This window comes from Methylobacter sp. BBA5.1 (assembly GCF_000746145.1).
Classification (GTDB): Bacteria; Pseudomonadota; Gammaproteobacteria; order Methylococcales; family Methylomonadaceae; genus Methylobacter; species Methylobacter marinus.
Map to the genome: position 1 here is coordinate 15,142 of NZ_JQKS01000012.1, position 26,484 is coordinate 41,625.

Annotated in this window: 16 protein-coding genes; 15 read left to right on the plus strand and 1 reads right to left on the minus strand. The window is 46.9% G+C overall.

The annotated features are described in order from the left end of the window. The first annotated feature begins 91 nt into the window (after positions 1-91). The 3 genes from EK22_RS08385 (at position 92) to EK22_RS08395 (ending at position 3,721) form a co-directional block, all read left to right on the plus strand. Positions 92-1,888: a VWA domain-containing protein gene (locus EK22_RS08385; RefSeq protein ID WP_036250118.1), complete on the plus strand. Its 1,797-nt coding sequence runs from the start codon at positions 92-94 to the stop codon at positions 1,886-1,888. Positions 1,889-1,993: 105 nt separating this feature from the next. After that, positions 1,994-2,806: a hypothetical protein gene (locus EK22_RS08390; protein WP_036249883.1), complete on the plus strand. Its 813-nt coding sequence runs from the start codon at positions 1,994-1,996 to the stop codon at positions 2,804-2,806. A gap of 96 nt (positions 2,807-2,902) precedes the next feature. Next, positions 2,903-3,721 (plus strand): hypothetical protein, encoded by an 819-nt coding sequence (locus EK22_RS08395; protein WP_036249886.1) that lies wholly within the window; start codon positions 2,903-2,905, stop codon positions 3,719-3,721. Positions 3,722-4,021: 300 nt separating this feature from the next. Here the strand turns inward: EK22_RS08395 and EK22_RS24675 are convergent, their stop codons facing one another. Beyond that, positions 4,022-4,165: a hypothetical protein gene (locus tag EK22_RS24675; RefSeq protein WP_161786404.1), complete on the minus strand. Its 144-nt coding sequence runs from the start codon at positions 4,163-4,165 to the stop codon at positions 4,022-4,024. 227 nt (positions 4,166-4,392) lie between these two features. On the opposite strand from EK22_RS24675, the gene EK22_RS08405 reads away from it, so the two are divergent. The 12 genes from EK22_RS08405 to EK22_RS08460 all read left to right on the plus strand — a co-directional run bounded on the left by EK22_RS08405 (position 4,393) and on the right by EK22_RS08460 (position 26,483). Next, entirely contained in the window at positions 4,393-6,000 is a 1,608-nt protein-coding gene (locus EK22_RS08405) for an ATP-binding protein (protein WP_036249892.1), read from the plus strand. A gap of 83 nt (positions 6,001-6,083) precedes the next feature. Then, complete coding sequence (locus tag EK22_RS08410) at positions 6,084-6,452, plus strand: hypothetical protein (protein ID WP_036249894.1); 369 nt, start codon at positions 6,084-6,086, stop codon at positions 6,450-6,452. Between the two features lie 11 nt (positions 6,453-6,463). Next, on the plus strand, positions 6,464-6,832 hold the full coding sequence (locus EK22_RS08415; RefSeq protein WP_036249896.1) for a hypothetical protein: 369 nt from the start codon (positions 6,464-6,466) through the stop codon (positions 6,830-6,832). 37 nt (positions 6,833-6,869) lie between these two features. Then, positions 6,870-7,097, plus strand: a complete 228-nt coding sequence (locus tag EK22_RS08420) for a hypothetical protein (RefSeq protein WP_036249899.1) — start codon at positions 6,870-6,872, stop codon at positions 7,095-7,097. Further along, the gene (locus tag EK22_RS08425) at positions 7,094-8,164 is read left to right on the plus strand and encodes a DUF7146 domain-containing protein (protein ID WP_051961791.1); all 1,071 of its coding nucleotides are present in this window, start codon (positions 7,094-7,096) and stop codon (positions 8,162-8,164) included. The genes EK22_RS08420 and EK22_RS08425 overlap by 4 nt, the downstream gene beginning before the upstream one ends. Before the next feature lie 13 nt (positions 8,165-8,177). Next, the gene (locus tag EK22_RS24175) at positions 8,178-8,444 is read left to right on the plus strand and encodes a hypothetical protein (protein WP_152565041.1); all 267 of its coding nucleotides are present in this window, start codon (positions 8,178-8,180) and stop codon (positions 8,442-8,444) included. A gap of 237 nt (positions 8,445-8,681) precedes the next feature. After that, positions 8,682-15,455, plus strand: coding sequence for a hypothetical protein (locus tag EK22_RS08435; protein WP_152565042.1), 6,774 nt, complete (start codon positions 8,682-8,684; stop codon positions 15,453-15,455). Positions 15,456-15,479: 24 nt separating this feature from the next. Beyond that, positions 15,480-22,583, plus strand: a complete 7,104-nt coding sequence (locus tag EK22_RS08440) for an Ig-like domain-containing protein (protein WP_152565043.1) — start codon at positions 15,480-15,482, stop codon at positions 22,581-22,583. A 10-nt stretch (positions 22,584-22,593) separates the two neighbouring features. Then, positions 22,594-23,073, plus strand: a complete 480-nt coding sequence (locus tag EK22_RS08445) for a hypothetical protein (protein ID WP_152565044.1) — start codon at positions 22,594-22,596, stop codon at positions 23,071-23,073. Positions 23,074-23,272: 199 nt separating this feature from the next. Continuing rightward, complete coding sequence (locus EK22_RS24180; protein ID WP_152565045.1) at positions 23,273-23,623, plus strand: hypothetical protein; 351 nt, start codon at positions 23,273-23,275, stop codon at positions 23,621-23,623. A gap of 92 nt (positions 23,624-23,715) precedes the next feature. Continuing rightward, the gene (locus EK22_RS08455; RefSeq protein WP_036249915.1) at positions 23,716-25,011 is read left to right on the plus strand and encodes a TolC family protein; all 1,296 of its coding nucleotides are present in this window, start codon (positions 23,716-23,718) and stop codon (positions 25,009-25,011) included. After that, positions 25,008-26,483 carry an efflux RND transporter periplasmic adaptor subunit gene (locus EK22_RS08460; protein ID WP_036249917.1) on the plus strand — a complete coding sequence of 492 codons (1,476 nt, stop codon included), beginning with the start codon at positions 25,008-25,010 and terminating at the stop codon, positions 26,481-26,483. The genes EK22_RS08455 and EK22_RS08460 overlap by 4 nt, the downstream gene beginning before the upstream one ends. The last annotated feature ends 1 nt before the right edge of the window (position 26,484 follow it).

Here is a 26,484-nt window from a genome sequence, read left to right on the forward strand (position 1 = left end):
CCAGAACCACTGACTTCTTATATTCTTAACCCTTGAGGTGAACCATTTGCCTCTCGGGCTCATGGTTTGCCTCTTCTTTGGAGAACAACCCATGAAAAATCAAACCTTGAATAACGCTTTTCCAATTGTTGCTGCAGCATTGGGCAATAAGTTTGGCGTCAAAATCTCGGTAGGTGGTGACGATGCCTATACTACCGGCGACCGTATTCACCTTCCGGCATTAGACACCGATGATTCCAATATCAAGGATGTTGCCTGGGGCTACCTGGCACATGAAGCATCTCACGTTCGGTTCACTGATTTTGGTGAATTTCGCAATGCTGCTACAAGTCCTCTACGGAAGCATATTGTCAATATCCTGGAAGATATCCGTATCGAGAAAGCGATGCAGGAACCCTATCCAGGTACAAAACGGACGACAGAGAAAGTTACTGAATACTTGGTTCAAACGGATGCTTATGCTTTTGTCACAAAAGATCAAGAACCGCATCCTGCCAGTGTGCTTTCACAATTTCTGTTATTCCGTTTGAGAAACGATGTTCTTGGCCAAAAAGCCTTATCGTCGTTTGCGGATTCTGCTGAGTCTCTGTTGGAAGATACTTTTCCCGCAGGTGCCATTACACGCTTATTTGGTCTTTTATCCGATGTGCCTTCGTTGCGTGAAACCCGTGATTGTGTTCGGCTTGCCGATCAAATTTTGCGGATGATTCAGGAAGAGCAGGAAAAAGCTGAAGAGCAAGCTCGGCAACAATCGTCAAATGGTAATTCTGGCGGACAATCAGATTCGTCTGATGACGCCGGTACAGATGATCAAAGTGATGACTCGTTGTCTGGTACCTATGATTCTCAACCGAATCAATCGACTCAACCCGATGATGCCAAATCACAATCCAATACGTCTGATGCTGATGACGATAATGCCGATCAACAATCTGGACAGGGTGCAACGTCATCCCATTCCGGTGCTAATGATCAATCTCAGGATGCCGAGCAATTGGCACAAATCTTGTCTTCCGTGCTCTCAGCACACCAAGATGATTTGCCTGATGATTTATTTGAAGCAGCTCAAGAGTTGTTGGGACAGCAGCCAAGAAATAGTTACGATTCCGAAATTCATTTGCCCTTGGCGATGGAACCGAATCGTAATCCATCGACTGGTAATGCGATATTGAGCAGGGCTCTTTCGGAATCCGGCAAAATCCGGGCTTCGTTACAAGGCCTGATTCAATCCAGCCGTTATGAACGTCCTGTTAACAAGCGATTTGGTAATCGTATTGATGGTCGTAAATTGGTTCGTTTGTCTCAAGGGGATTCTCGCGTTTTCGAACGTAGAACTCACAAACAGGCGCCAAATACGGCTTTACACTTGTTGGTCGATGCATCGGGTTCTATGAACAACCGCATCAGCCAGAATTCCCCAATTACCTTGGCTCATATTGCCATGGATTCGGCGGTTGCTTTGGCTTTGGCGCTTGAAGGTATTTCGGGTGTCAATCCGGCGATTACACGTTTCCCTCATGGAGATACCAATAACGTCAATCCATTGTTGAAACACGGCCAAAAGGTTCGCCCTAATGCGTCCGCGTTTTCTGCAATTACCAATGGAGGCACGCCGCTTCATACTGCAATTTGGTATGCCGCAGCGAGCGTTATGGCTACCAAGGAAGATCGCAAGGTCATCATGGTTCTCACCGATGGTGAGCCAGATGATTACGATGCCGCCAAGTCAGTAATCCGCCGCTGTGAAGCAACCGGCATTGAATTGGTGGGTGTTGGAATCTGTATCGATACCAGTCATCTGTTTGACAATTCGATTTGCATCAACAATGTGTCAGACCTGCGTTCTGAGCTATTCAGAGTCAGTAAAGATTTTTTGTTGGCTGCTTAACTAAACCTTTGGCGATTCTTCGGGATCGCCATTTTTTCTACCCAGACAAGGAGCATTTCCCTCTGGGGATGCTCCTTGTCTTTTTTTCTTTTGGAGATTATTACAATGAGCAAAGATAAAAAAATGATTCAAGATTTGATCAACGTTTTACAGGAAATGGTTAACGATTATGGCTATAACCGTTGTAATGAAAAGCGTTTGGAAACGATTGGTGATGCCAAGAAATTGATTGAGGATGTCAAATCAAGCCTCGATCTTTACGGTCCTAATATCCATCCTTCTTTGAAGTTGATTACCCTGTCATCAGGTGATTGCGGATTAGTTCTTAATGATCGTGTCATTATGACGGCCGATCCCAATTTTGAACCCGTTGACCAGGTTCAAACTGCTGGTTTCAATTTGGCTAATGCATTTGCTTGCGATATCAGTGTCATCAGTATGCTAACGCCGCCCAAAGATGACTGGAACTGGAGTGATGTTTTGATGCTTCTCCTCAATCCTGACCTCAAGCTTTTCCGCGTTTCTTATCATGATAAAGCTGGTGACAAAACGAACTTGCATTTCGATTGTTTTGCAACGTGTGTTGAACACGCTATGGAACAAGCCGAAGACGCTTATCCTGGTGCAGAGATTCTTCACGCTACGACTTTGGGTGGAAATACTTCTCAATGGTCTATTCGTGAAGCGATTGAACAAGCACGCGCAGCTTTGCCTGATTGGTCTTTTGCAAAGTCTGAAGGGGTTGATCCAGCTTTAATTCAACGCATCAATGATGCTTTGTCGTCGGATGTTTCTGATGATCAACAGCTCAAATCTTTGTTGATTGAATGCAGAAGCGCATTGCCGATTGCTTGGCAAAATCACGGTGGTTGTTCTGAAGAGTTGCTTAATTCAATTGATTTGGCGTTCCAAGGCTAACATCCACATCACTTTTTCTTTCATCCTTCCGGGAAACACTTATCCCGGCATGGGCTTTGTGTTTCCCGTTTAATTACTTTTATTTGGAGAAACACCATGACTACCAGTCAAAAAACCATCAATTTGGTCGTTCACGTTGAAGGCGGTTTAGTTCAAGCCGTTTACACCGACTCACCTCTCAATATTCGTGTCGCTATACAGGACTTCGATATTGAGGGCGCTGATTTAGACGAATTGGCGACTTTGCCCAATGGAATCGAGTTTCTCGGGCACATTGAGCAGGCCATTACCGATAATCAGCATGTTGATGAAGTGTTTGCTGCTTTCGATCAAGCTATTGAGTGTGATCGTAAAGAAGATTCCGCGCAGGAAAATTACCTAAAAACGCACGGTAAATTCTGTCCAAACTGCGGTTCTATGAACATTGAGTCTCCCGGCTCGATGGAGGCAGATGGCAATCTTGTTTGGTCGTTCGTGACCTGCATGGATTGTTCATCTACCTGGCAAGACAATTATCGTCTCGAATCATTTTCTGATCTCGACGCTACGACATTAAAGGTCATTAAATCTGATTCTGAGCGTGGTTATTGGTCAAATCAAAATAGATGGGGTTTTGATGTTGCTTCGGCTTCCAAGTTTTCCCTTGCCGGGGTTCTTGCTGCCAATCTTCCCATGTCATTAGGCAATGATGCCGAATTCATCGATCTCGCTGATGCTCAGGACTATTTGTCCACTGAGCTAAGCGTTGGTGACGAGGTATTTTGGAACGATCTTGACCAGGGAATAAGCATCGGCATCTACAAGATCCATGCTATCCATACAGAATCAGGCAAATTGCATCATCCAAGCGATGTCTGTTTTCTGAAAAATGCTGCTGGTTCAGAGGCTGAGGTTTTAGCCCATGAGCTAAGCTAACCACCAAACGAAAGACGTGCTAAAACAGGCGTCTTTCGAATGTAAAAACATTGACGGTATTTGGCATACTGCCGGTACCGTCTTTCCAGAATGCTTGGCATGAGTGTTGTGGAAAGACGGATTTTTGTAGTTCTCTAAGAGAACTCAAAAGCAAGTGCCAGTTCAGCACTCTAAATAAGGCAACCTGTTAAGCGCCTCGGCGTGATTCTTATCTTTACCCACCGGGAAATCTTTATTCCCTAGCTGGGCAATGATGATTTCCCTCTTTTTTAGGGAGATTGTCATTTGTAAATTCTATTTTCAAATTTCGCCCGCCAATAGCGGCGACAATATCGATGTCGGACTTGTTCTTAACGAGGACGAATCCAGTTCCTTGGCCAAGGTATTTTCTGTTTCGGATGATTCCGAATTCATCAATACCACCGACCATAACACTTGCCGCATTATTCTCACGTCATTGAAAGAATACGCGCAAACCCGTAGATTTTTTAAGTTTGAAAGCTTTCTTCAGGACTGCCTCTTCAGCTTGAAAGACTGCAAACCGTCAGGATTAAGTTACTCGCTTAAACTGATCCAATTCATTAAGACATACCTTACTTAACCCAACTGGGAACAAAATTTCCCATTGGGATTGTTTTGTTTCCGGTGATTTTCTTTTTTGGAGACAAAACATGAAACAAGTTGCAATGAAAGTTAACCAATCCAACCTGGTCAAAAGCTTGAAGTTCAGCTTTACCAATAAGACCACGGTATTGGGTGAGCTCATGCAAAATGCCCGTCGTGCCGGCGCAACTTCGGTAAATTTCGAATTTGCACCCAAGACCAAGATTCTTCGCGTAACTGACAATGGCTGTGGTATCGATTCTATCGAGACCTTGCTTACTGTAGCTGAATCCGGTTGGGACGCCGATGTGGTTGCACAAGAGCATCCTTTTGGCATTGGTTTTTTGTCGGCGTTATTTGCCTGCCGTCATATCACTGTCGTCAGTAAAAGCGGAAGAATTTCCGTCGATACCGATGATGTTCTGTCATTCAAGCCGGTCAATATTACGCCTGTCCCAGAATGGGACAACGTAACAACCATTACCATGGTTGGCGTTGACCTTGAATTGGGTCGCATCGAACATGAACTAAAACGTCTTGCCTCGGCATTTCCAATTCCAGTTCTGTTCAATGGTGCCGAACTTGATCGTCCTCATGCGATAGATTCAGGTCTTGAATTTGTGAATACTGAGGTTGGCTTGGTTTCTCTTGCCGGCTTTGATAAGCCGACTTTGAACAACTATGCCTATGTGATGTATTTGCAGGGCTTGCCAATCTACAAGTCTTCTAACTACGGTTCCTTTGGGCAAGCTGGTTTTCATATCGTTCATCTTGACTCGTCTAGATTCTTCGGACGGTTACCGGATCGTGATGAGTTGGTCGATAAAGATGACGCAGCAAGTCTGGTGAAGGCCGTTTTAAGATGCGAAATCGAGAAACGTCTGACCGAAATGAAGTCCAGGATGTCTTCTGAGGAATTTGTGGGCTATTACGACATGATCAGTGAATGGGGTTTATTACCTATTCTCAACGATGTGCCTGCCATTCCCATTAAAGCGTTAACAGAATATTCAACCTATCCAAATTGTTCTGAAGAGAGCTTTGGAGAATTTGAAGCTCGCCCTGAAAAACCAGTTCATCAGGAAGATGTCATGTCTGGCCGAGCCCGGTTAGTGACTTTCGACGAGTATATTCAAGATGAAGGCTCTGCTTTGTCGATGTATGTATTCAAAAATGGCTTCTACGTCTACCCAGCAGGCTCTAAAAAGTTGGATGACGGTCACTGGATGCACAACCATCTTCGTAATTTGAATAAGGAGTCGGTTCGAATTGAATTCATCAATGAAACTCACCGTGCTTGTTTTGATGGCCAGTGGATTTCTCTTGATACGCTTTTCTGCCAATCTTATCGAATTTGGGTTGGCGATGATTCAATTGAAATTGACGATGACTCCATGTTTGATGGAACCAAAGCCATAGTTCCCCAAAAGGATGGCTCTGGTTCGGTTGTTACGCAGGCTTCTTCATTTAGGGATGAATACGACTTTCAACAGTCAGTTTACGACACAGATGAGTATGATTATTCGCAATTTGTGGTTGCGAATACATCCTCTGATACTGCTGAAGCATTGAAACGATTGCTGCCTAGTTTTGGTGGCTGTCCTTCTCTGTATGGGAAGTCATTCGTTATCACGCTTGATGAAAATGGCCGTGTTGCTTCTGTAACTTCAGCCTGATTCATTTTTTTCTAACCCGACCGGGAAACTCATTCCCGCTCGCGGATTGTGTTTCCTGGTCTCATTCTAAGAGGAAACATATCATGTCTATTGGACGACCTTATCAAAACCCTAACGGCGATACCCAATGCGATGCCAAAGGCATTTTGGGTGATTACGTCATCCGCAAAACGGCTGACCACACCTGGATTGCCATTCAGTTATTCGGTGCGGTTGGAAGCATTGCAGCAACTGCATTAACACCGGAAGCCGCTTTCGAACAAGCTGAAAATCATTATTCAGCCAAGAACCAAAAGCGCCTGAAAATGACGCTTGAGATTGAAGGTGTCGAGACCTTTGATCTGGAATTGGCTTTGAATGAAGCTCTCAAACTGGTTTCTGAAGGCTATACATCCGGCTTTGATCGTAATGACACCGGTAGGTATCAGTTCTCGATAACTGCTATCAATTAAGTGGTGGTGGCATGTGTGAGGCTGATGAAATCAATACCGAAGATTTGGAAACTGCTGCCGAGTATTTTGGCCAGTTAACTTCTGGATCATTGCCGCAGCAAGAAGCTTGTAGGATTGCTCAAGAGCAATTTGGTATATCGATTCAAGGTACGGTACTTCTGGACCGTATTTTGATGAGTTATGCCACGACGTTAGCTTCGATAGAAAGCTGTGTTTTAGGTACCCTGAAAAAAACAGGCTACCAACCTTTAGGCATTTTTTTACCCCATCTGGGAGAAAACATTCTCCCAGATGGGGCTTGGTTTCTCTCGGGTGGTTTTCTTTTCCATCCCGCCTGCCGGGACTTCCTCGATTCTCTCCCGGACTGGTGGGGCATCTAGTAAGTCCCGGCGGTCGGGGCATTACTAGGAGAAAACCATGTTTGCTGTAAAAGTTAAAGTTGGAACCAATGTACGTCCCGTTTGTGAAGACGCGCTTCCTGATGTGACCAAAAACTCTTTGGGTCAAGTTGTCAATCTCAAAGAAGTCGGTCGTTATGGCAGTGATTTTTATGTCACTATCCGCTGGGACAATGGCTGTGAATCTTTCTTGAATGCGCTGTTTTTCGTCAAGACTGTAGCCATTGTTGATGAGGTGCTCGCATGAACGCCTCAGCCATTGAATCTGACGTTGTAAGAAATGCCGCTCGCGGTTCCTGGTTATCCGTTTTGGATGATTTGGCGCCCGAGATTGACAAAGCTATCGAGAAACCGGGTCAAAGGCATATCGCTTGCCCTGTCCATGGTGGAAAAGATGGTTTCCGTCTGTTCCGTGATGCCAATCTGTCTGGTGGAGGCTGTTGCAATACTTGCGGCCCCAAGCCTGATGGATTTTCGTTGTTGATGTGGTTGAGAGGCTGGACATTTCCAGAAGCGCTTTCAGCGATTGCTGGCGTCCTGGGATTATCCTCTGATTCTCATCAGCCACAGCGGATCGTTCACAGAAAAGCGCACTTTGATCAATGTAAATCGTCGATCAATGACGATAAGATCAGAGCGCTTTTAAGAACCGTTTGGCAAGAGTCAAAATCGATCCATCATCCCGATGCCGAACCTGTAAGGCTTTACTTACAATCGCGCGGTTTGGATGGTTGGCTTCCCAATTGGCCAAGCCTTCGTTTTCACCCGAAGATGCAGTATCGAAACGAAGACAACCAAGTGATTAGTTACTTTCCGGCCATGTTGGCTTTGGTCGAAAAGGACAACCGAGCCATTACGATCCATCGCTCGTTTTTGACGGGTGATGGTCGCAAAGCACCGGTTGAGTCTCCAAAGAAGTTAATGCCAGTGCCCGCGGATCATTTGATTGTGGGATCTGGTATTCGTCTTGGAAACCCCGGTCGTGTTCTCTCTGTTACCGAAGGCATCGAAACAGCTTTGTCTGTTATCGAGGCTACGGGAATGGTGACATGGCCATTGATCAGTTCCACGTTGATGAGTCACTTTATCATTCCGCAAGGGGTGGAAAAGCTCATCATTTGGTCAGATCTGGATCGAACGCATGCAGGAACCTTCGCGGCTCAAAAACTTGCCGAACGTGCCAAAACGCAAGGCATTCAAGTTGAAATCCGTGAACCGTCAGGACCGTTACCCATTGACGCCAAAAGCATCGATTGGCTGGATGTTCTCAATCAAAGCGGGCCAAATGCGTTTGTCTTTCGGTCTCTAAGTTAGGCAGGAGGTTGCTATGTGTCAGTATGTTTTCGACGCCAGTCGAATTGATACATCTCCTGGCAATCCGCTGTCTCCTTTTTCACCACCCCAGGGATGGGACGGCGGAAAGGAACATTATCGCGACTGGCTCCGCAGCGAATTCCGTGTCAATCCGAATCTTCGGCAAAGACTTGGAATTGCTTTGCGCGCCAGAAGCTTGAACAGAGAGATCAATATTTTCGGCAGCTTCAGAATGGAACTGCTTGAGATCATCGAAACTTTCGGACAAAAAGGGCGTTAGCTGCAATGTTGACGCCAATTCCAACCAAAAACCGAACCTGATTTTTTTCAGTGTTCGGTTTTTTCTTTTTTTCACTGAAGTTAGACATGGATGTTTAATGTCACCGCCGTAAAGTATCGATCACAACAAGCTTTCATAATGGCTCGTTCTTAGTGGATATCTGGTCTTTCCACCGAAGCGAATTAAAAGACACGCCTATTTTGCGGCCTTTTGAAGTTATCAAGCAGGCTTAATTTTGTGTTAATGATCAGAAATTCTGGACGGATCATTTTCATGCGCATCTATACATTTTTTACGTTATTTTCATTTTTCTTGACCGCATGGGGAGCCCAGCCTGCTCCGTCTCAGGTAACAGGTGTAACAGCAACTCAAGGCACATTATTACAACGCGTAACGATTTCATGGTCATCGGCGCCGCGGGCTAATGCCTATGATGTCTATCGCTCTACATCATCCGGAACAAAAGGCACTCTCCATGCTTCGAATTTAACAGTACTCACCCTGGACGATCCCACCTCTGATACGACCCACTTTTTCTATACGGTAGTTGCTAAAAATGCAACGGGGGATTCACCCGATTCTGCTCAAGCTGAAGGATGGGGGAATATAGTACCTCCTGTGGGCACATTAACCGCCACTCAGGGTACTGTAGTTAATGCTGTTCAATTGACATGGAGCCCAATTGTTAATGCAACAAGCTATAACATCTATCGAGCAAACAGCTCAGGTGGAACGCTGAGTCTTGTTGGTGCATCAACAACACCTTCTTATAATGACACATCGTCAGGGTTTGGAACAGCCTATTATTACAAAGCAACGGCAATTGTCGGTGGAGCTGAGGGGGCGCTGGGTAATGAGGCAACCGGCTGGGGTAAGCAACCCGCTCCACAGCAAGTCTCAGGAGTCACTGCTTCACAAGGTGCTTTCTATGACAAGATCAGCGTTTCATGGCCCACCTCTAGCGGAGCGCTAGTTTACGACCTGTATCGCTCTATAAGCTCTGGCGTCAAAGGAACTGCAATTGCAACAGATTTATCAGGACTAAGCTACGATGATTTAGCTGCAACCGGTGGCACTCACTATTTCTACACAGTCGTTGCAAAGAATGCCATGGGCAATTCACCAGACTCCACCCAATCCGAAGGGTGGATGAATGTTCCTGGTGCTATCAGCACACTCTCGGCGACGGAAGGTACCGGACTCAACGCGGTCAACTTGTCTTGGTCGGCTGTAATCGATGCGACAAGTTATAACATTTATCGCGCTTCCAGTTCAGGCGGTACATTAACTCTGATTGGAAATTCACCAACACCAAGCTTTACAGATTCGACATCTACCTTTGGTATTGCCTTTTATTACAAGGTCTCAGCTATGGTTGATACCGTTGAGGGTTCTAAGAGTAATGAGGCAGTAGGTTGGGGACAGCAACCCGCTCCTATCCAAGTCACGGGGGTTTCTGCAACTCAAGACACTTTCTATGACAAGGTAAGGGTTTCCTGGTCTTTTTCCCTCAATGCGGGATCCTTTGATCTTTTTCGTTCGACGGCTTTAGGCGCTAAAGGGACTCTAATCGCATCCAGCCTATCTATCCTTGCCTACGACGATACAACGGCAACGGGTGGCACTCACTACTTCTATACGGTTGTGGCTAAAAACGGCACCGGCAGTTCTCCCGATTCTTCCCAAGCCGAAGGCTGGGGTAAGCTTCCGGCAACCATCAACACGCTTACTGCTACGCAAGGCACAGTCATCAATGCCGTCCAATTATCCTGGTTAGCCGTGCCCGATGCGACTAGCTATAAAGTTTATCGTTCGGATTCTTCAGGTGGCGCATTCACTTTGCTAAGTGCTTCATTAACAGCAAGCTATACCGATTCCACATCAGGATTTGGTAATGCTTACTATTACAAAGTGACGACCCTGGTGGGCACGGTTGAAGGTCAGGCTGGTAACGAAGCCGCGGGTTGGGGGAAACAACCGGCCCCAGTTCAGGTAACCGGACTCACAGCCTCACAAGGCACCTACTATGACAAAGTGACTGTCTCTTGGTCCTCGGCCACCGGTGCTCTTAATTACGATGTCTATCGATCATCGACCGCCGGTACCAAAGGCAGCGTTATCGCTGTAGACCAAACAGGCAATAGCTACGATGACGGCTCTGCATCTGGTGGCACTCACTACTTCTATACGATTGTGGCCAAGAACGGCACCGGTAGCGCTCCCGATTCTTCTCAAACCGAGGGTTGGGGTAAGTTGCCCGCGGCAGTCAATACGCTTTCTGCCACACAGGGAACTTTAACTGCCAAGGTTAAATTAACTTGGGTCAGCCTTCCTGATGCAACCGGGTATGAGATTTATCGAGCAACCTCTTCCGGAGGCGCCAGCTCTCTAATAGGAACCGTCAGTACGACTACTTCCTACGATGACAACAATGCGCTCCCTGGAAGCGCCTATTACTACACCATCAAGACAAAAGTTAGTGCGCTTGTTGGACCCGCAGGAAATGAAACTGCTGGGTGGTCCAAGCAGCCAGCGCCAATTTCCACATTAACCGCAAGCCTTGGGACCGTCACTGGTGCCATATCATTAAGCTGGACAGCAGATCCAGAAGCTTCGAGCTACGAAGTTTGGAGAAGTACCGCAAGTGGTGGTTCAGCGTCTCTGATAGGCAATCCAACATCGTCAAATTTTGTTGACTCAACAACGCAGGGTGTTGCGTATTACTACTACACCGTTAAAACGAAGGTTGGAGAAGCCGTTGGGCCAGTAGGGAATGAGGCAAAGGGATTCGCAAATGCAGCCCCAACATCGGCATCAGTCACTCTATCCACAACATCCTATGTTCCCAGCACGGAAACATCGCCCATCGTCGTCGACCCTAATATTGATGCTGGACAAGGCGAAAATCTTTCGTTCGCTATTACTGAACAAACTACTTCCGGAATGGTAAGTATTAATAATGGGAAATTTAAATATACACCTCCTGTGGATGGTTTTTTTTCAGGCACATTGTCGTTTAAGTTCGTTGTTACTGATCGAGGTGGTCAAACTTTTACCGCGAATGGTTCTGTAAATGTTTCGTGTACAGCGCCTTCTATTTCAGCGCTTTCACCAACAACACCTGTTCTGATTGCAACGGAATTTTCTTCTTCAATAACTTACTCAATCCCGGCATGTTCAAAAACAAAACAGATTGATATCAATATCCTTGATAATAATAATGTTTCCGTGTCGTCTACGGTTTTACAAAATATAACCACTGGCATAGGTAATGTTGCCTTATTCAATACTAAAGGCTTATCTAAATCAGGTACTTTTTCCGTTAAGGCTCATATATCAACAGATATAGGTGAAGACGTAAAATCCGCTCAACTGGTTGTGAAACCGGTTAATTTGCCGGTTATGGGAATATTGCCGTCAACCTCCGTAATTGATGGCCAGGATACTATTGATGTTTCCTTGCAGAACCCATCAGTTGTTAATTGCCAATTTACAAATGATAAAAATACTGCTCTGACAGATGCATCGAAATGCGGGGTTGAGTTATCAACTCCGCCTGATGGATTAACGCTAGATAATTCCGGCGCACTCCCTTCGCTTCATGGCATTATTCAAAACTCAGGTCAATATGCTATTGATGCCACGGTTAGTAAGTTCAACGGCCAAGAATTATTGGTCGTCGGCAAGGTATCAAAAACTATAACTGCTTCGTGTCCTCAGCCAACAATTAATTCATTTTCCACGACATCCAACTTACTGCCATATATAAAACCTACCTATAAATTCAATTATGATGCGCTGGCTTGTAATGATGCTTTATCCGCTAATTTTGTCCTAACAGCCAATAAGGATGGAAGTACAGTTGAGTCACGTCCAATTACCCTCACAGAATTTGGTAGTGATCTTGATTATTCATTGATTGGTCAGGGTTTGCCAGAAGGTGGTTATACCGCTAACTTATCAATTCAAGGTGCAGAAGGAGCTGCAACGAAGACATTTGCTTTCAATGTTAAACAAACCCCATTGCCATCTATTTCAATTTCGCCTTCACTTATTGATCAAGGGGAAACCAAAATTTCAATCGGGGTAGTTCCTTCTCAGGACAAAAGCTGCCCGCTTACCTCTACACAAAGCGATGCGGAAAACGATCCGAGAAAATGTTTTGTTTATTTCAACTATTCGGTTCCAGGGCTTCAAACTGTTATCGATAGCAATGGGTTGCCGTCAGTAATTGGATACACTTCGCAGTTGGGGAGTTTTGATATTGGCTTGAATGTGTCACGTTGGGTTGATGGTCAACGATACGATTCAAAGCCTGTAACAAAAACGCTTGTAGTTAGAGGTTATAGCATTCCAGTCTTTGCATTTTCTGGAGCCACAGAAATGTTTACTGGCGTTTCCAAGTCTGATTTAGAGCTTAAACAGACTGACGGTACCAATTGTTATTTGTTTTTGAACTATAACGATGCATTAAAAAATGCCATTGCTGGCAAGAAATCTTGTCTCGCAACATTCACCATTCCTTATGATTTAAAGCCAACAGTTAATTTAAACTCTATTCAACTGAATGGGACTTTTGCGGCAGTCGGCGAAAAACTAATTTCTTATTCAGTAAGCAGAATATATGCGGATGGAATGGCTCTTCAATTGGGGACTGGTTCTCATACTATTCAGGTGACAGAACCACCAGCTCCTGGAATGGCTTTTTCCAGAGGTGCCAAAATTGCTGAGGACAAATATTTTCTTCAGTCCGGTTCTGCCTTCACACGCCTAACCGTATCCACAAATCCAATCCTTTCAGCCAAGGTAAAAATTACTTCCGATGATGGCGTTCAACCCATCACTAGAAATAACGTAACTAATGGCAGTTCCTTTTGGTTAGCCACAGAAAATCTACCGTTACTTCAGGAACGTGAGGTCAAAGTTCGAGTTGCATGGATGGATTACCCATCTGTCTTCAGTGAAAAGTTGTTAAAAGTTGTTGGTGGGCCACAAGGAACTCCGAAGCTCCATGTCGAAGTTCCGCAGAGAGCCAATAGCACAGACGAATTAGTAGCCAAGGTAAAAATTGGGCAATACACCGCTGCCGGATTTGTTTATGACAAAACAATGCTGAGTGATTGGAAAGGTCAATTATTCGTTGAAACAAATAATTCAGCTAGATCACCTGTATCTGATGTCGTTGATTTAGTGAATGGCGAGGCCGAGTTCAAATTAAATCCAGCTAATAAACTGTTTATGAAGATATCAGCGTCAGCCGATATTGTCTCGTCAATCGATGGATTACATTACCCAATTCAGTCACCAACTAAATATGTTGGCATAGTCAATACTGCGCCTTTGGTTGGAATCATTATCGCGAAACAACTCGAAGCGCCTGCTCCGAAGGTGTTCACGCTCGATCTTGATTTGTCTGTCGATAACAAGGTCGCATTAAAAGAAACCCACTGGGAAGAAAGTATAGATAACGGCGACACGTGGCAAGAAATTGAAGCGTTGAGCCCTGTTAGAGTTAGAGTCAGTATCGGAATGCGAACACCCGGCCGCAAATTGATTCGGGTAAAAATGGCCAGTAAAACTGGCATTGAAAGTTACACCACACCTGTAGAGGTTTGGGCATACTCTAAGCTCGACGTAAACATTATTGGCCCAAGCCATGTTGCACCTGGTTACCCAGTAACAATTGGTGCTGAACTCTATCGCGATGGAAAAGCAACCGCCGCCGCAATTTATGACTGGGTTGTTGAGTATCACGATAGAGCCGAAACAACGTCTGGACCAACCGTAACCATCAATGACAGCACTGAAAATAAAATCCTTATTTCGTTAAGAGCCAGACCGTCTGATACCAATGCAAATGATAAATACGCATGGACTATTGATCGCCACGTCATAACGACAAAAATCCCCAGTTATCCCTCTGTTTCAGCAAGTGGTCCACGAGATGTGGAAGTTGGAAAGACCTATCACTATGTAGGTACAACACGTCCTTCCTGGGGCAATGTTCCTAGTGTTCACACGATCGGGTCGGAATGGGAGTTGCCTGATGGTCGCATAGTTACTGGTAATGAAGTTGATTGGTCGCCTTCGCAATCTGATTTGGTCGATCCAAAGCCTTTGAAATTTAGAGCTTGGGTTAATGAATTCAAGGAATCCACAATCAGGGAATCCACCGTTTCCTATGTGCCTTGGGAATATGTTTGGCCTAACTTCTCGGTTGCGCTTAAACAATTAACTGTCCAGGCGCCGGCGGATTTGTTCTTCATCGTAAGTCATGATCGTCCTGAAATGAATAGGCGCTTTGAGGATTTGAAGTATGAATGGATTTTCCCTACCAATGTCAATGCCCGCCAAAACGAAGCATTCCCAAACCGTGCGGCTGGGCAGGCGGTATACGCAGGTGAATATGACATCACGATCAAGATTAGCGATTCCAGAGGGAACCAAACTCAATTGACCCAACATGTCGTTGCAGAGCCAGCCGTTCCCTATGCACCAACAATTAAAGTTGGAAAGTCCAATTACTATGATCGTGTACCAATGACTGTAACAGTCCGTCCAACCATTTATGGAGGACATCCTCTTGATTCAGTTGTTGGCCAAATATGGAAAGTCGATGGCTTGCAGATTGATGATTACACCAATCGAAGCTATATGGTCTCCACCATTACCGAACCAGGTGATCATACCATCAGTTACACGCTGAATAGCAAGATGGGTGAAACAGCTACCGTGAGCCACTCGCTGCATTTAGTCGCCAACCAAAAGCCCTCCTGCCAATTAACTGCCATTCCAAACGCCTATGTGGTTTATGCGGAGGCCAAGTGCACGGATGCGGATGGAAAGATTGTTGGCTATGCCTGGCGGGTCAATGACCAGCCAATCAGCGCGACATCTTACCGAATAAGCTTTGGCAAAACCGGTACGCCTCAATCAGCCAAAGCCACTATTACCGCCATTGATGATGCGAAAGACCCATCGGTCCCAGTATCCATCACTATCGACTACTAATTTCTCATCAAAGGTTTATCGGCTATGCCATCTAAAATCAGAAAAGTTTTTTCTGCTTTACTGCTACTGTTTGCAATACTGTTTGCTGGGAATGCAAAGGCGATTATTAACTCCACTGCGACTGATGGAACCCAGATTAATAAGGTTATTCATTCGTTTGTTTCAGGAGGTAGTTGTACCTATGTAAGTTACAACCATTATGAGTTGCATTATAGGAAGCTCCCTACAGCCTCTACGTGGACGCTTTATTTCTCTAGATATGTTCCCGGTGGATATTATTACCTGTATGCGGAAGATACCGGTGGAACTCCTGGTCAAAGTTACGACTATTACATGGAAGTTGCAAGTCCATCACTCTATTTATGGTGCAATGGCTATACCGACCGTGGCTGGGCCAACAATCCTCCAACGGCATTAAGTGCCTCAATGCCGGGGTCTACTATTGGTGGCGGCACGGTATGTACTACGATAAGCGTCTCTGATCCAAACCAGTACCAACCAAACACTTCAGTTCCAGAAGTCCTTACTTACTCTTTGGTTTCTCAACCGGCCGTTGGTAGTGCATACGTATCCGGCAATCAGGTTTGTTATACCCCTCCCGCTTCAGGCCCAACACAGAGTTACAGTTTCACCATCAGGGTCACTGATAAAGCGGGTAGCGTTTTGAATGGAACGGCTTCCGGAACGGTGACCAATCCAACACCGCCACCCTCGCAAATCTCAAATCTTAGTGCGACTGACGGAACAATTACCAATGCGATCAATTTGTCGTGGTCACCATCAACTTCGACTACAAGCTATGACATTTATCGCTCGATAGCATCTGGGACACTTGGGGCTCTGATTGCAAATACGACTACCAATAGTTACTCCGACACGCAATATACAGCTACGCTTTACTATTACACCGTTATCCCAAAGAACATTAATGGCCCCGGCCCTTGGAGTAATCAAAACGTTGGCCATGCCAACCTTGCTCCAACCGCATCTTCTGCAAATATTTCCACTGTGGTCGGCGGTGCACGGCAGTGTGTGACACCATCCGTCACGGATGCTAATACTTCGCAAGGCGATACATTCACATTCTCGATTATTACTCAGCCAACTGTGGGTACGGCTTCAATTGTTTCAAACAAGGTTTGCTACACCCCTATTTCGAGCGGTACCGGCGGCAGTTACTCATTTACCTACCGCGTAACTGATATGGCAGGTGCTACATTTGTTGCTTCTGCGACCGTTAGCGTCCTTGGCCAACCTCAAAATGTAACCGCAACCCAAGGTACGCTTTACGGGAAATCAACGGTTAGCTGGACTGCCGTTGCTTCTGCTACCAGTTATGACATTTACCGGTCTACTTCGGCTGGAACCAAGGGCAGCATCATCAGCGCCGGCTTTACTGGAACGGCATACGACGACACGACCGTTTCTGGATCAACCCATTACTTCTATACGGTTGTAGCAAAGAATGCTTTGTTCACGTCTCCTGACTCGGCTCAGACAGAAGGTTGGGGGAAAGTTCCAACCAACATTACCGACTTAACGGCCACAAAAGGCATTTTGCAGAATAAGGTTGGTTTGAGTTGGTCTAAAAATCCAGATGCCACCGGCTATCAAATCTGGCGAGCAACAACGTCAGGCGGTGTTGCCACTCAAATTGGCACAGTCGGTGCTATGGCTGTTGGTTATTACGAAGACACGACGACTGTCGGAATGACGCGCTATTACTACACGGTTAAAGCCGTAGTTGGGACTACGGTTTCGGCTCCAAGTAATGAAGCGATGGGGTATGCGATCGTCCCAGTCTCACAAGTAACCGGCGTTACGGCAACACAAGGGACTCTCTACGGAAAATCTACAGTCAGCTGGAAAGCCGATTCCGCTGCGGCAAGTTACGACATTTACCGTTCTACAACCTCGGGTACCAAAGGGACACTTTTTGTTACCGTTGGGACGAATACCTACGACGATACATCCGTCTCCGGATCAACCCATTACTTTTATACCGTCGTTGCTAAAAACCTGATCAGTACAGCGCCCGATTCCGCCCAGGCCGAAGGCTGGGGGAAAGCTCCAACAACAATTACCGATTTGACGGCAACGAAAGGTACGCTTCAATCAAAAGTTGGGTTGACTTGGACTAAAAACGTCGATGCTACCGGCTATGAAATCTGGCGAGCAACGTCGTCCGATGGAACCGCAACGCTGATCACTACTACCGGTGTCCTGGCGACAGGTTATTATGAAGATACCACGACTGTTGGCATGACCCAGTATTTCTATACGGTTAAGACTGTTGTTGGTACTGTCAAATCACTACCCAGTAATGAGGCCATGGGTATTGCGGTAATTCCGGTTTCTAAAATTACCGGGGTAACGGCTACTCAAGGTACTCTGTATGGCAAATCGACTATTACCTGGAATGCTGATTCTGCCGCATCAACCTATGACATTTACAGGTCTGCTTCTGCCGGAACAAAAGGCTCTCTCATCGGTTCTTCCACATCGCCAACCTATGATGACACGACCGTTTCAGGTATTACCCATTATTTTTATACGGTAGTAGGTAAAAACATCTTGGGTGTCTCGCCTGATTCAGATCAGGCCGAAGGCTGGGGAAAAGTTCCTGGTGTTGTATCGGACTTGGTGGCAACTCAGGGGACGGTTACCGATCTAATTAAATTGGATTGGTCTGCCGTTGCCGATGCTACATCCTATGAAATTTGGCGTTCAGCAACATCAACAGGTGCCACTACTAAATTAGGCACTGTCACCGCGCCATCCATCACCTACGCTGACAACAGCGTATCCGGTGTTTCCGTTTATTACTACACTGTAAGAGCCACTGTTGGAGCTCTAGTCGGCGCTGACAGCAATCAAGTATCTGGTTATGCCAATCGAGCGCCAACAGTGACATCGCTGATATTGACATCGCCAACCTCGACCACTGCAAGTTCAGCTCAAGTGCCTGCAGTAACAGATCCTAATAAAGAGGCGGGACAGGATGATAATTTCACTTTTGCAATTCTGACGCAGCCCAGTAAGGGGCTAGTGTCCATAAGTGGTGGCGACAAATTTACCTATACCCCGCCAAGTGATGGTGCAACATCAGGTCACTTCACATTTACTTATAGTGTCAGTGATAAAGTCGGGGCAATGCTTAACGGAACTGGGGATATTTATATCTACTGCAAAAATTACATCAACGGTGTCAGTCTTGCCTCTAGCAATTTAGAGCAAACACCCATAAATGTCATTGTCGACTATAGTGTTCCGCAATGTGCTACGGGCGTTACTACTAATCTGGATATAAAAGATGGAAACGGTACCCAAGTTTTCTTGATTGATAATCTTTTCTTGCCTGGAATTGGGAATAACCTTACCAAGACGTTTACGATCAATCCTTTGCCTGTTTCGGTGGGTGGGCCATATATCTTTAATCTGAATATGGTTAATGATGTGATTACCTATGCAGATGGTGATTCATGGCAGCAAAGTTTTTCTGTCGATCCAGTGGCTTTGCCGATCTTAACTATTACGCCTAGCCTAAATATTACAGTAGGCCAGGATACTCAGGTTAAGGCTTCGCTTTCTAATCCTCCAGCGGCTAATTGTCCATTCACGACCGATCTTGCTGCAGCCCTAGCCGATCCAAGTTTGTGTTATGTCAAGTTCATGAGCATTCCTCCTGGAATGACCGAGAATAATTCCGGTTCCTTACCTTATTTGACGGGCATTATCACCGACGGTGGCAGTTTTCCTGTCACTGCGGAAATCCAAAAATCGAATGGAACGCAAATGCTCAAAATGGGCGTAGTTACTCAAACCATTGAAGTTGCATGTGTCCCAGCTGTTATCGCTTCCCTAAATGTCCCAAGTGTCTTGTCATATGAGGACATAACCTTTGATACAACCTATAAGGGGTATGGTTGTAATGCGCCAATGACTAGTTCCCTGGTCATAAAAAAAGGAACATCAGTTGTTGATACGAAAGATCTCGGTTCGCTTGTTCCAGGCCTCGATCTGCCGATATCAGTTACCACAAATGGTTTGCCTGGAGGTTATTACACTGCAGAGCTAAGCATTACAGGAAACAGCGGCACGAAAGTTCAAGCCAAATCATTTTTGGTCAAAGAACCGCCTATGCCTAATTTGATGGTTTCCCCAACTTCTGTATTCCAATCTGAAGGTCGTGTCGATGCATCATTACAACCATCAGCAGATACGGCTTGTCCTCTCACTGTTATACAAGCAGAAGCAGAGGCAAACCAGAGAAAATGCTATGTGGTTATGACCACGACTTTATCAGATATGGCGCCGGGGATAGACACCAACGGATTGCCAACGTTATCAGGTCATCCTGGTACTCCAGGTGATTTTGAGGTCAAGGTCATAATATCGCGTTGGATAAAAGGGACTCGTTACGATTCGGAGCCTTTGGTTGAAACTGTCCATGTTGATCCCTTGATCCAGCCGACATTCAAATTTACAGGCGATACCAACATTTATGTTGGCGTTGAAAAGCTAAGTCTTGTTTTTACCCAAGACTCGGGGACTACTTGTACCTTGTATTCTGATGTATCAGCTGCACAAGCTGAAGCGGCAAAAAGTAAAAGGACTTGCATCGCCGAGTTCCAGGATGACTTCGGATTAACGAAAACTTTGGCGTTCAATCAGTACAAAGTTACCGGCACGATTGGGACAATTGGTACTCAGACCATTTCATACGCTGTCAGTCGTGTTTTCGCCGACGGCCTGAAGTCTGCTGTTGTATCAGGCGAACAGCTCATCACTGTCAATGATATTCCTCCGCCTACCATCAAGCTGAAGGGTGGATATCCGATCAGCGACGGCAAATATTACGTTCCGTTAAATCAGCCGATTACCAGAGCCACAATTTCTGCCGGTGTGCCGACAAACGCCAAAATTAAGCTTACGGTCACTGATACGCAACAAGACTTTGTTCGTAACGATATTGTTAGCGATAGCTCATATTGGATCTATACGCCAAACCTTGGCCTACTGGAACAAAGGCCGGTTACGCTTCGGATTGCCTGGCAAGATTATCCGTCGGTTTACACCGAAAAAGTGATCACCGCGGTTGGTGGCGCCGAGAGCAATATGAAGTTAACCCTAGATGCGCCTAAAGTTACTCCGGATACCGAGAACATCACAGTGCGCGTCAATGTCGGTAAATACATCAATAACGTGATGAGTTATTCCGCTGCTACGATGGGCCAGTGGCGTGCCCAAATTGTTGCTCAGACTAATACGCAAAGCGTAAAAGTCCCTGTTACAGACATGCTGGACTTAACAGATGGGGTGGCGGAGTTTCAAATCAATCCTGCCGGCAACCTCTTTATGAAGCTGACAGCTATAGCCGAATTAGTGACTAATGTGAATGGTCTGAATACTACATTAAGCTCACCAACTCGCTATATTGAAGTTGTTAAGGGTTCACCAATCGAAGGTCAAATTACCAGCACGTCGCTGGATGGCCCAGCCCCAAAAACTTTTACCTTGAACCTTATCCTGACTCAGGACAACCGCGTTGCCTTGAAGGAGATCGCCTGGGAAGAAAGTGAAGACGATGGTTTGACCTGGACAGCGATCGAAAAGTCCAACACGACTCGCAGAACGGTGTCCATGCAATCACCGGGCAAACGTCAGGTTCGCGCCAAGATGATCAACAAGAACACACAGGTGGAAAGCTACACCACTCCTGCAGAAGTTTGGGCTTATTCGAAGCTGGAATCAGCGATAACAGGGCCTCGACACGTATCGCCAGGCTATACCGCATTGTTGACAGCTGAACTGTTTCGAGATGGGCAGCTTACAAATGACACTGTCAATGAATGGATCGTTGAAGCGCCAAGCGGCAAAACCACAACCGATGGTTCTTCTGTTGCAATTACCGAGGAGTTGGAAGGCAAAGTAAATATAACCTTGAGGTCTAGACCTTCAGATACGCGTGCAGATGACAAGAATGCCTGGTCCGTAGCTCGACATTACTTGGTGGTTAAAACCCCTGTTGCGCCTGCAGTAATGTTAAAAGGTCCTCGTGATGTCGAAGTTGGAAAAACCTACCAATACGAAGGCGTTGTAAAACCTTCCTGGGGGGCGATGGAAAGTGTTCACGCCATTAAGTCAGAATGGCAATTACCCAATGGCAGTACCGTACCAGGGGATACTTTAAGTTGGTCTCCTTCCCAATCTGATTTGGCCAATCGCAAGCCCCTCTTGTTCAGAGCTTGGGTTGATGGGTTTAAGGACACAACGACCAAGGAAGCCACGCTCAACTATGTCCCTTGGGAATACGTATGGCCGAATTTCTCGATTGCGCTCAAACAGCAAACGATACAGGCTCCATCGGATATCAATCTGATCGTTACACATGATCGGCCTGATATGGGACGTCGTTTTGAAGGTCTAACTTATGAATGGTCTTTCCCGCAAAATGTAGATGGACGCCAAAACGATGCATTCCCAAATCGTGCAACTGGACAGGTAATCTTTGCCGGAGAATATGATGTGACAGTAACGATTCGCGATACTCGTGGACATCAAACCCTATTGACCCAGCATGTCATTGCAGAGCCTGCCGCTCCTTATGCGCCAACGATTAAGATTGGGAAATCGAACATCTATGAACGTGCCCCAATGACTGTGACTGTTCGCCCGACCATTTACGGTGGACACCCGTTGGATTCGGTAGTAAATCAGATTTGGAAGATCGATGGTACAACGATCGACGAGTACACCAATCGAAGCTATATGGTCTCCACCATTACCGCGCCAGGTGATCACACCATCAGTTACACGCTGAATAGCAAGATGGGTGAAACAGCTACCGTAACGGAGCAGTTGCAACTAGTGCCGAACCAGCCACCTTCCTGCCAGTTAACTGCCATTCCAAACGCTTACGTGGTTTATGCGGAGGCCAAGTGCACAGATGCGGATGGAAAGATTGTTGGCTATGCCTGGCAGGTCAATGACCAACCGATCGGGGCAACATCTTACCGAATAAGCTTTGGCAAAACCGGTACACCTCAATCAGCGAATGTCACTATCACAGCTCTTGATGATGCCAAGGTAGAGTCAACCCCAGTTTCAATTGTCGTTAATTATTAAGGGGATGTTGATGAGCAAAAACTTGTCCTTCTTGATTCTATTGTCAACAGCCTTAGCCTTGGCTCCTGATTGTGTTGTTTATGCGGGCTCATCGAAATTGGTTATTCATGAAACTAAGCAAGACGTTGGTTCGAACAATAGCTGGGGAAAGAATGCCCAAAATCAAAATCAGGGCGAAACTGGAAATCAATTTGATCCACCGGGCAAAAATGCTCAGGGAGAAATAGAGCAGGCCGCCGAAAGTTTTGATGCCTTTGCCTTACTCTTGCCAAAGGTAATTAGAGCAAGATTCCAGGCGTTCATGACACACGGATTTAAGGCTGTACTTTTGCCAAATAACGAAACAGAACCCAATGAAACTCGGATGATTGATGCGCTAATTAGAGGCCTGCAGGCATTGGGCAATTCATTGGCTCAGGACATGCCTCCAAAATCTCAGCCGCTAGATGAGCAGCATTCTGCTGAAAAACAGATTCGAGCAAGACATTAATAATAGAGGTCCCCTGAATACAATCCAGTTGCGAAGGATAGCTTTAAAACAATATGTTTGATGTCAAAAGGCCGATGTGGTAGTGTAGATCACTCAGTTTTCACGGTATGATTCCTTTGTGCTGATTCGGTTGCGTTCCCCCAAAAACCGACCTTATTTGGTCTCACTCATCCTCGTATTGATGGTGAGCTGGCTTTCTATGCTGATCTCGAATACCTGCATGATGCCGGAACCGGTCTTCAAAAGTTCAGTCAGTACTATGCCTGCGGGATGCGGGGAAATGGACCATTCTGCTTTACAACATGGCGGACATTCAGCCATGCCCCATCAGGATTGCTCTTTCAAACCCTGTCTTGATTCTCATCCTAATCCGGTTTTTGAGGTTAAGATCGATAAACCGCAAATACCGATCTTCGTTCTCTGCCTGATTGGGCTGATCGGCTACCTTTTTCAGTGCCTTTTTTCCACTCCACTTATTCCGCGCGCGAAAGCGCCGCCGATCGGCAGACGCGTTCTGTTGATCTATCGTTTCTGTACGCTTCTGAATTAGCCTTTCACTCAAAATCAAACCGCGCTTTTTAAAGCGTTAGGGCGGTTCCGCGCCGTGCGGGGCCTTATTTTCGTTTGTGAAAGGAAAATCTCATGGTTTCCGTGATATTTCGGCGACTGCGGCGCATCTTGGTGATGCCGGTAGTCTGCTGGTTCGTACTATTTTCAAATTCCCCCTTGGCCGATGAGCCCCTTACGCCTGAGCGGGCGGTCGGCATTGCTCTGGAAGACAACCCTGGTCTTGCCGAGATCAAGGCACGCGCCGAAGCAATGGCGGCAATTCCTTCGCAGGAAGGCAGTTTGCCCGATCCGACAGTCAGTTTTGGAGCGCTCTGGCTGCCGGTCGCGTCCGGACTGAATCTTCACAAAGACGATTTCACCATGATGGAGGTCGGCATCAGTCAGGCCGTGCCGTTTCCGGGCAAATTGGCGCTAAAGGAAAAAGCCGCGGTCTTCGAGGCGGAAGCGATAGCGGAAACGGCGGAGGAAGCGCGGCTTCAACTCGTTCGCGAGGTTACCCTGCAATGGTGGCAACTACTTTTCATACACCGTTCGTTGCTAATTATCGACGACGCCGAACACCTGCTAAAGCAACTGGCCGAGATTGCCGATAGTCAATATCGGGTGGGAAAAGGACTTCAGCAGGATGTTCTGTCGGCGCTTCTGGAACAGACCAAACTGGCCAAGGAAAAGGCGCAGCATATTGGCATGCATCGTGCGGCAATGGCGCGCCTGAACGCCTTGCTCAACCGGCCTGCGGATCATGGTATTCGGCTGCCTGACGAGGTAGCGACTGAGTTACCGGATATCCGATCTGCCGGGGACTTGCAAAAGCAAAGCGAGCAATCGCGTCCTCTGCTGGCCGAGCGCAAGAAAGCCATCGACGCCGCACAAACCCGGCTGGAGCTGGCTAAGAAAGATTATTATCCGGATTTCACGGTGGGTACTGCCTATTCGTTCCGGCAAAACAATCCGAACGGCCAAAGCCGCAGCGATTTCGCTAGTTTTCAGATCGCTGTGACGTTGCCGATTTATACCGACCGTAAACAAGCCAAAGCCGTCGATCAGCGGCAAAGCGAATTACTCAAGGAGCGATATGCGCTGAATGACGCGGAACGGAAAATCCAGACCGAAATCAACGCCTCGCTGGCGCTTTACCAGGGCAGTCGAGAACAGTTTGAGCTGTTGAAGAATAGCGCTCTGCCGCTCGCCGAACAGACGATCACCGCCGCTGTTGCCGCTTATCAGGTCGGAAAGACCGACTTTCAGAGCGTAATACGGGCTGAAAATGCTTGGTTTGACTACCGGAATCAGTACTGGCAGACGCTGGCCGAAGCACATCAGGCATTGGCGCAATTAGCCGCTGCCGTCGGCAAGGAGGCATTGTGAACAAAACCATACTATGGACAGCGCTCGTGGCCTCCGGCCTGGGCGTCCTCGGCGGTTATTGGCTGACTTCAAGGCTTGCTCCCTCTACCCCGCCCCCGGTGGTACAGGCCGAAAAGAAACCGCTCTTTTACCGCCATCCAATGAACCCGTCGATCACTTCGCCGGTACCGGCCAAGGATGAAATGGGCATGGACTATGTTCCAGTCTACGAACAATCCGAAAAAGAGACAAAACCGGCCGCCCCTTCCGAAAGCAGTTCTCGAAATCAGGAAGGCAAAATTTTGTACTATCGCAACCCGATGGGCCTTCCGGATACTTCGCCGGTACCCAAAAAGGATTCGATGGGCATGGATTACATACCCGTCTATGCGGAAGAAAACACAGAGAGCGAAGTTTCTGTACTGCATGTGAGCACGGAAAAAATCCAGCGGCTCGGCGTCAAAACAACGTTAGTGCAAAACATCGACATTGCGCAGACGGTGCGCAGCGTCGGGATTATCGAGGCCGATGAACGCCGGCTGCATAACGTGACGCTCCGTTTCGACGGCTTTATCGAGAAACTGTATGTGAACGCCACGGGGCAATGGGTAGCGCGTGGTCAACCTTTATTTGAACTGTACAGCCCGGATTTGATTTCCGCCCAGCACGAATATCTGATTGCACAAAAAGGCCAGACGATGCTCTCCCAGGACCAGGACTGGCTGCAAGAGGGCATGAAGAGCCTGGCGGACAGCAGTATGGAGCGTTTGGAAAATTGGGGCATCTCGGCAGCCGATTTGGCGCGGCTTCGACAGGGTAAGGCTGTCAAAACGGTGGTCGTGCGTTCGCCTGCTTCCGGCGTCATCATCGAAAAAACGGCTATCGCAGGCGCACGGGCCATGGCTGGAGATACGCTGTATAAAATCGCCGATCTTTCCACGATATGGGTAATCGCCGAAATCTACGAGCAAGATATCGGCTCGATCAAGCTCGGCCAGAGGGCGCGTGTGACCCTCGACGCTTATCCCGGCAAAATCTTTACCGGCAAAGTGGGATTTATCTATCCCACGCTCAATGCTTCGACACGAACGGTCAAGGTACGCGTCGAACTCGCCAATCCCGGTCATCTGTTAAAGCCGATGATGTATGCCCAGCTTCAGATCGATGCCCAAATGCATCGGGCATTGGCGGTGCCGAAATCCGCGGTTCTGGAAAGCGGCCGTCGCACGCTGGTGCTTGTCGATCGCGGCGAAGGACGTTTCGAACCCCGTGCGGTTAAGCTAGGTCTTCGCGGTGAGGAGATGACCGAGATTCTGGACGGACTTCATGAGCAGGAAAGCGTCGTGGTCGGAGCAAACTTTCTGATCGATGCCGAGAGTAACCTGAAGGCTGCAGTAAGCGCATTCGAGCCGGCTGATGCAAAACAAAACAGCGCCGTCTCATTCGAACCGTCATCGCCGACCGGAGAACGGGCCCATCAAGGAGGAATGTAAC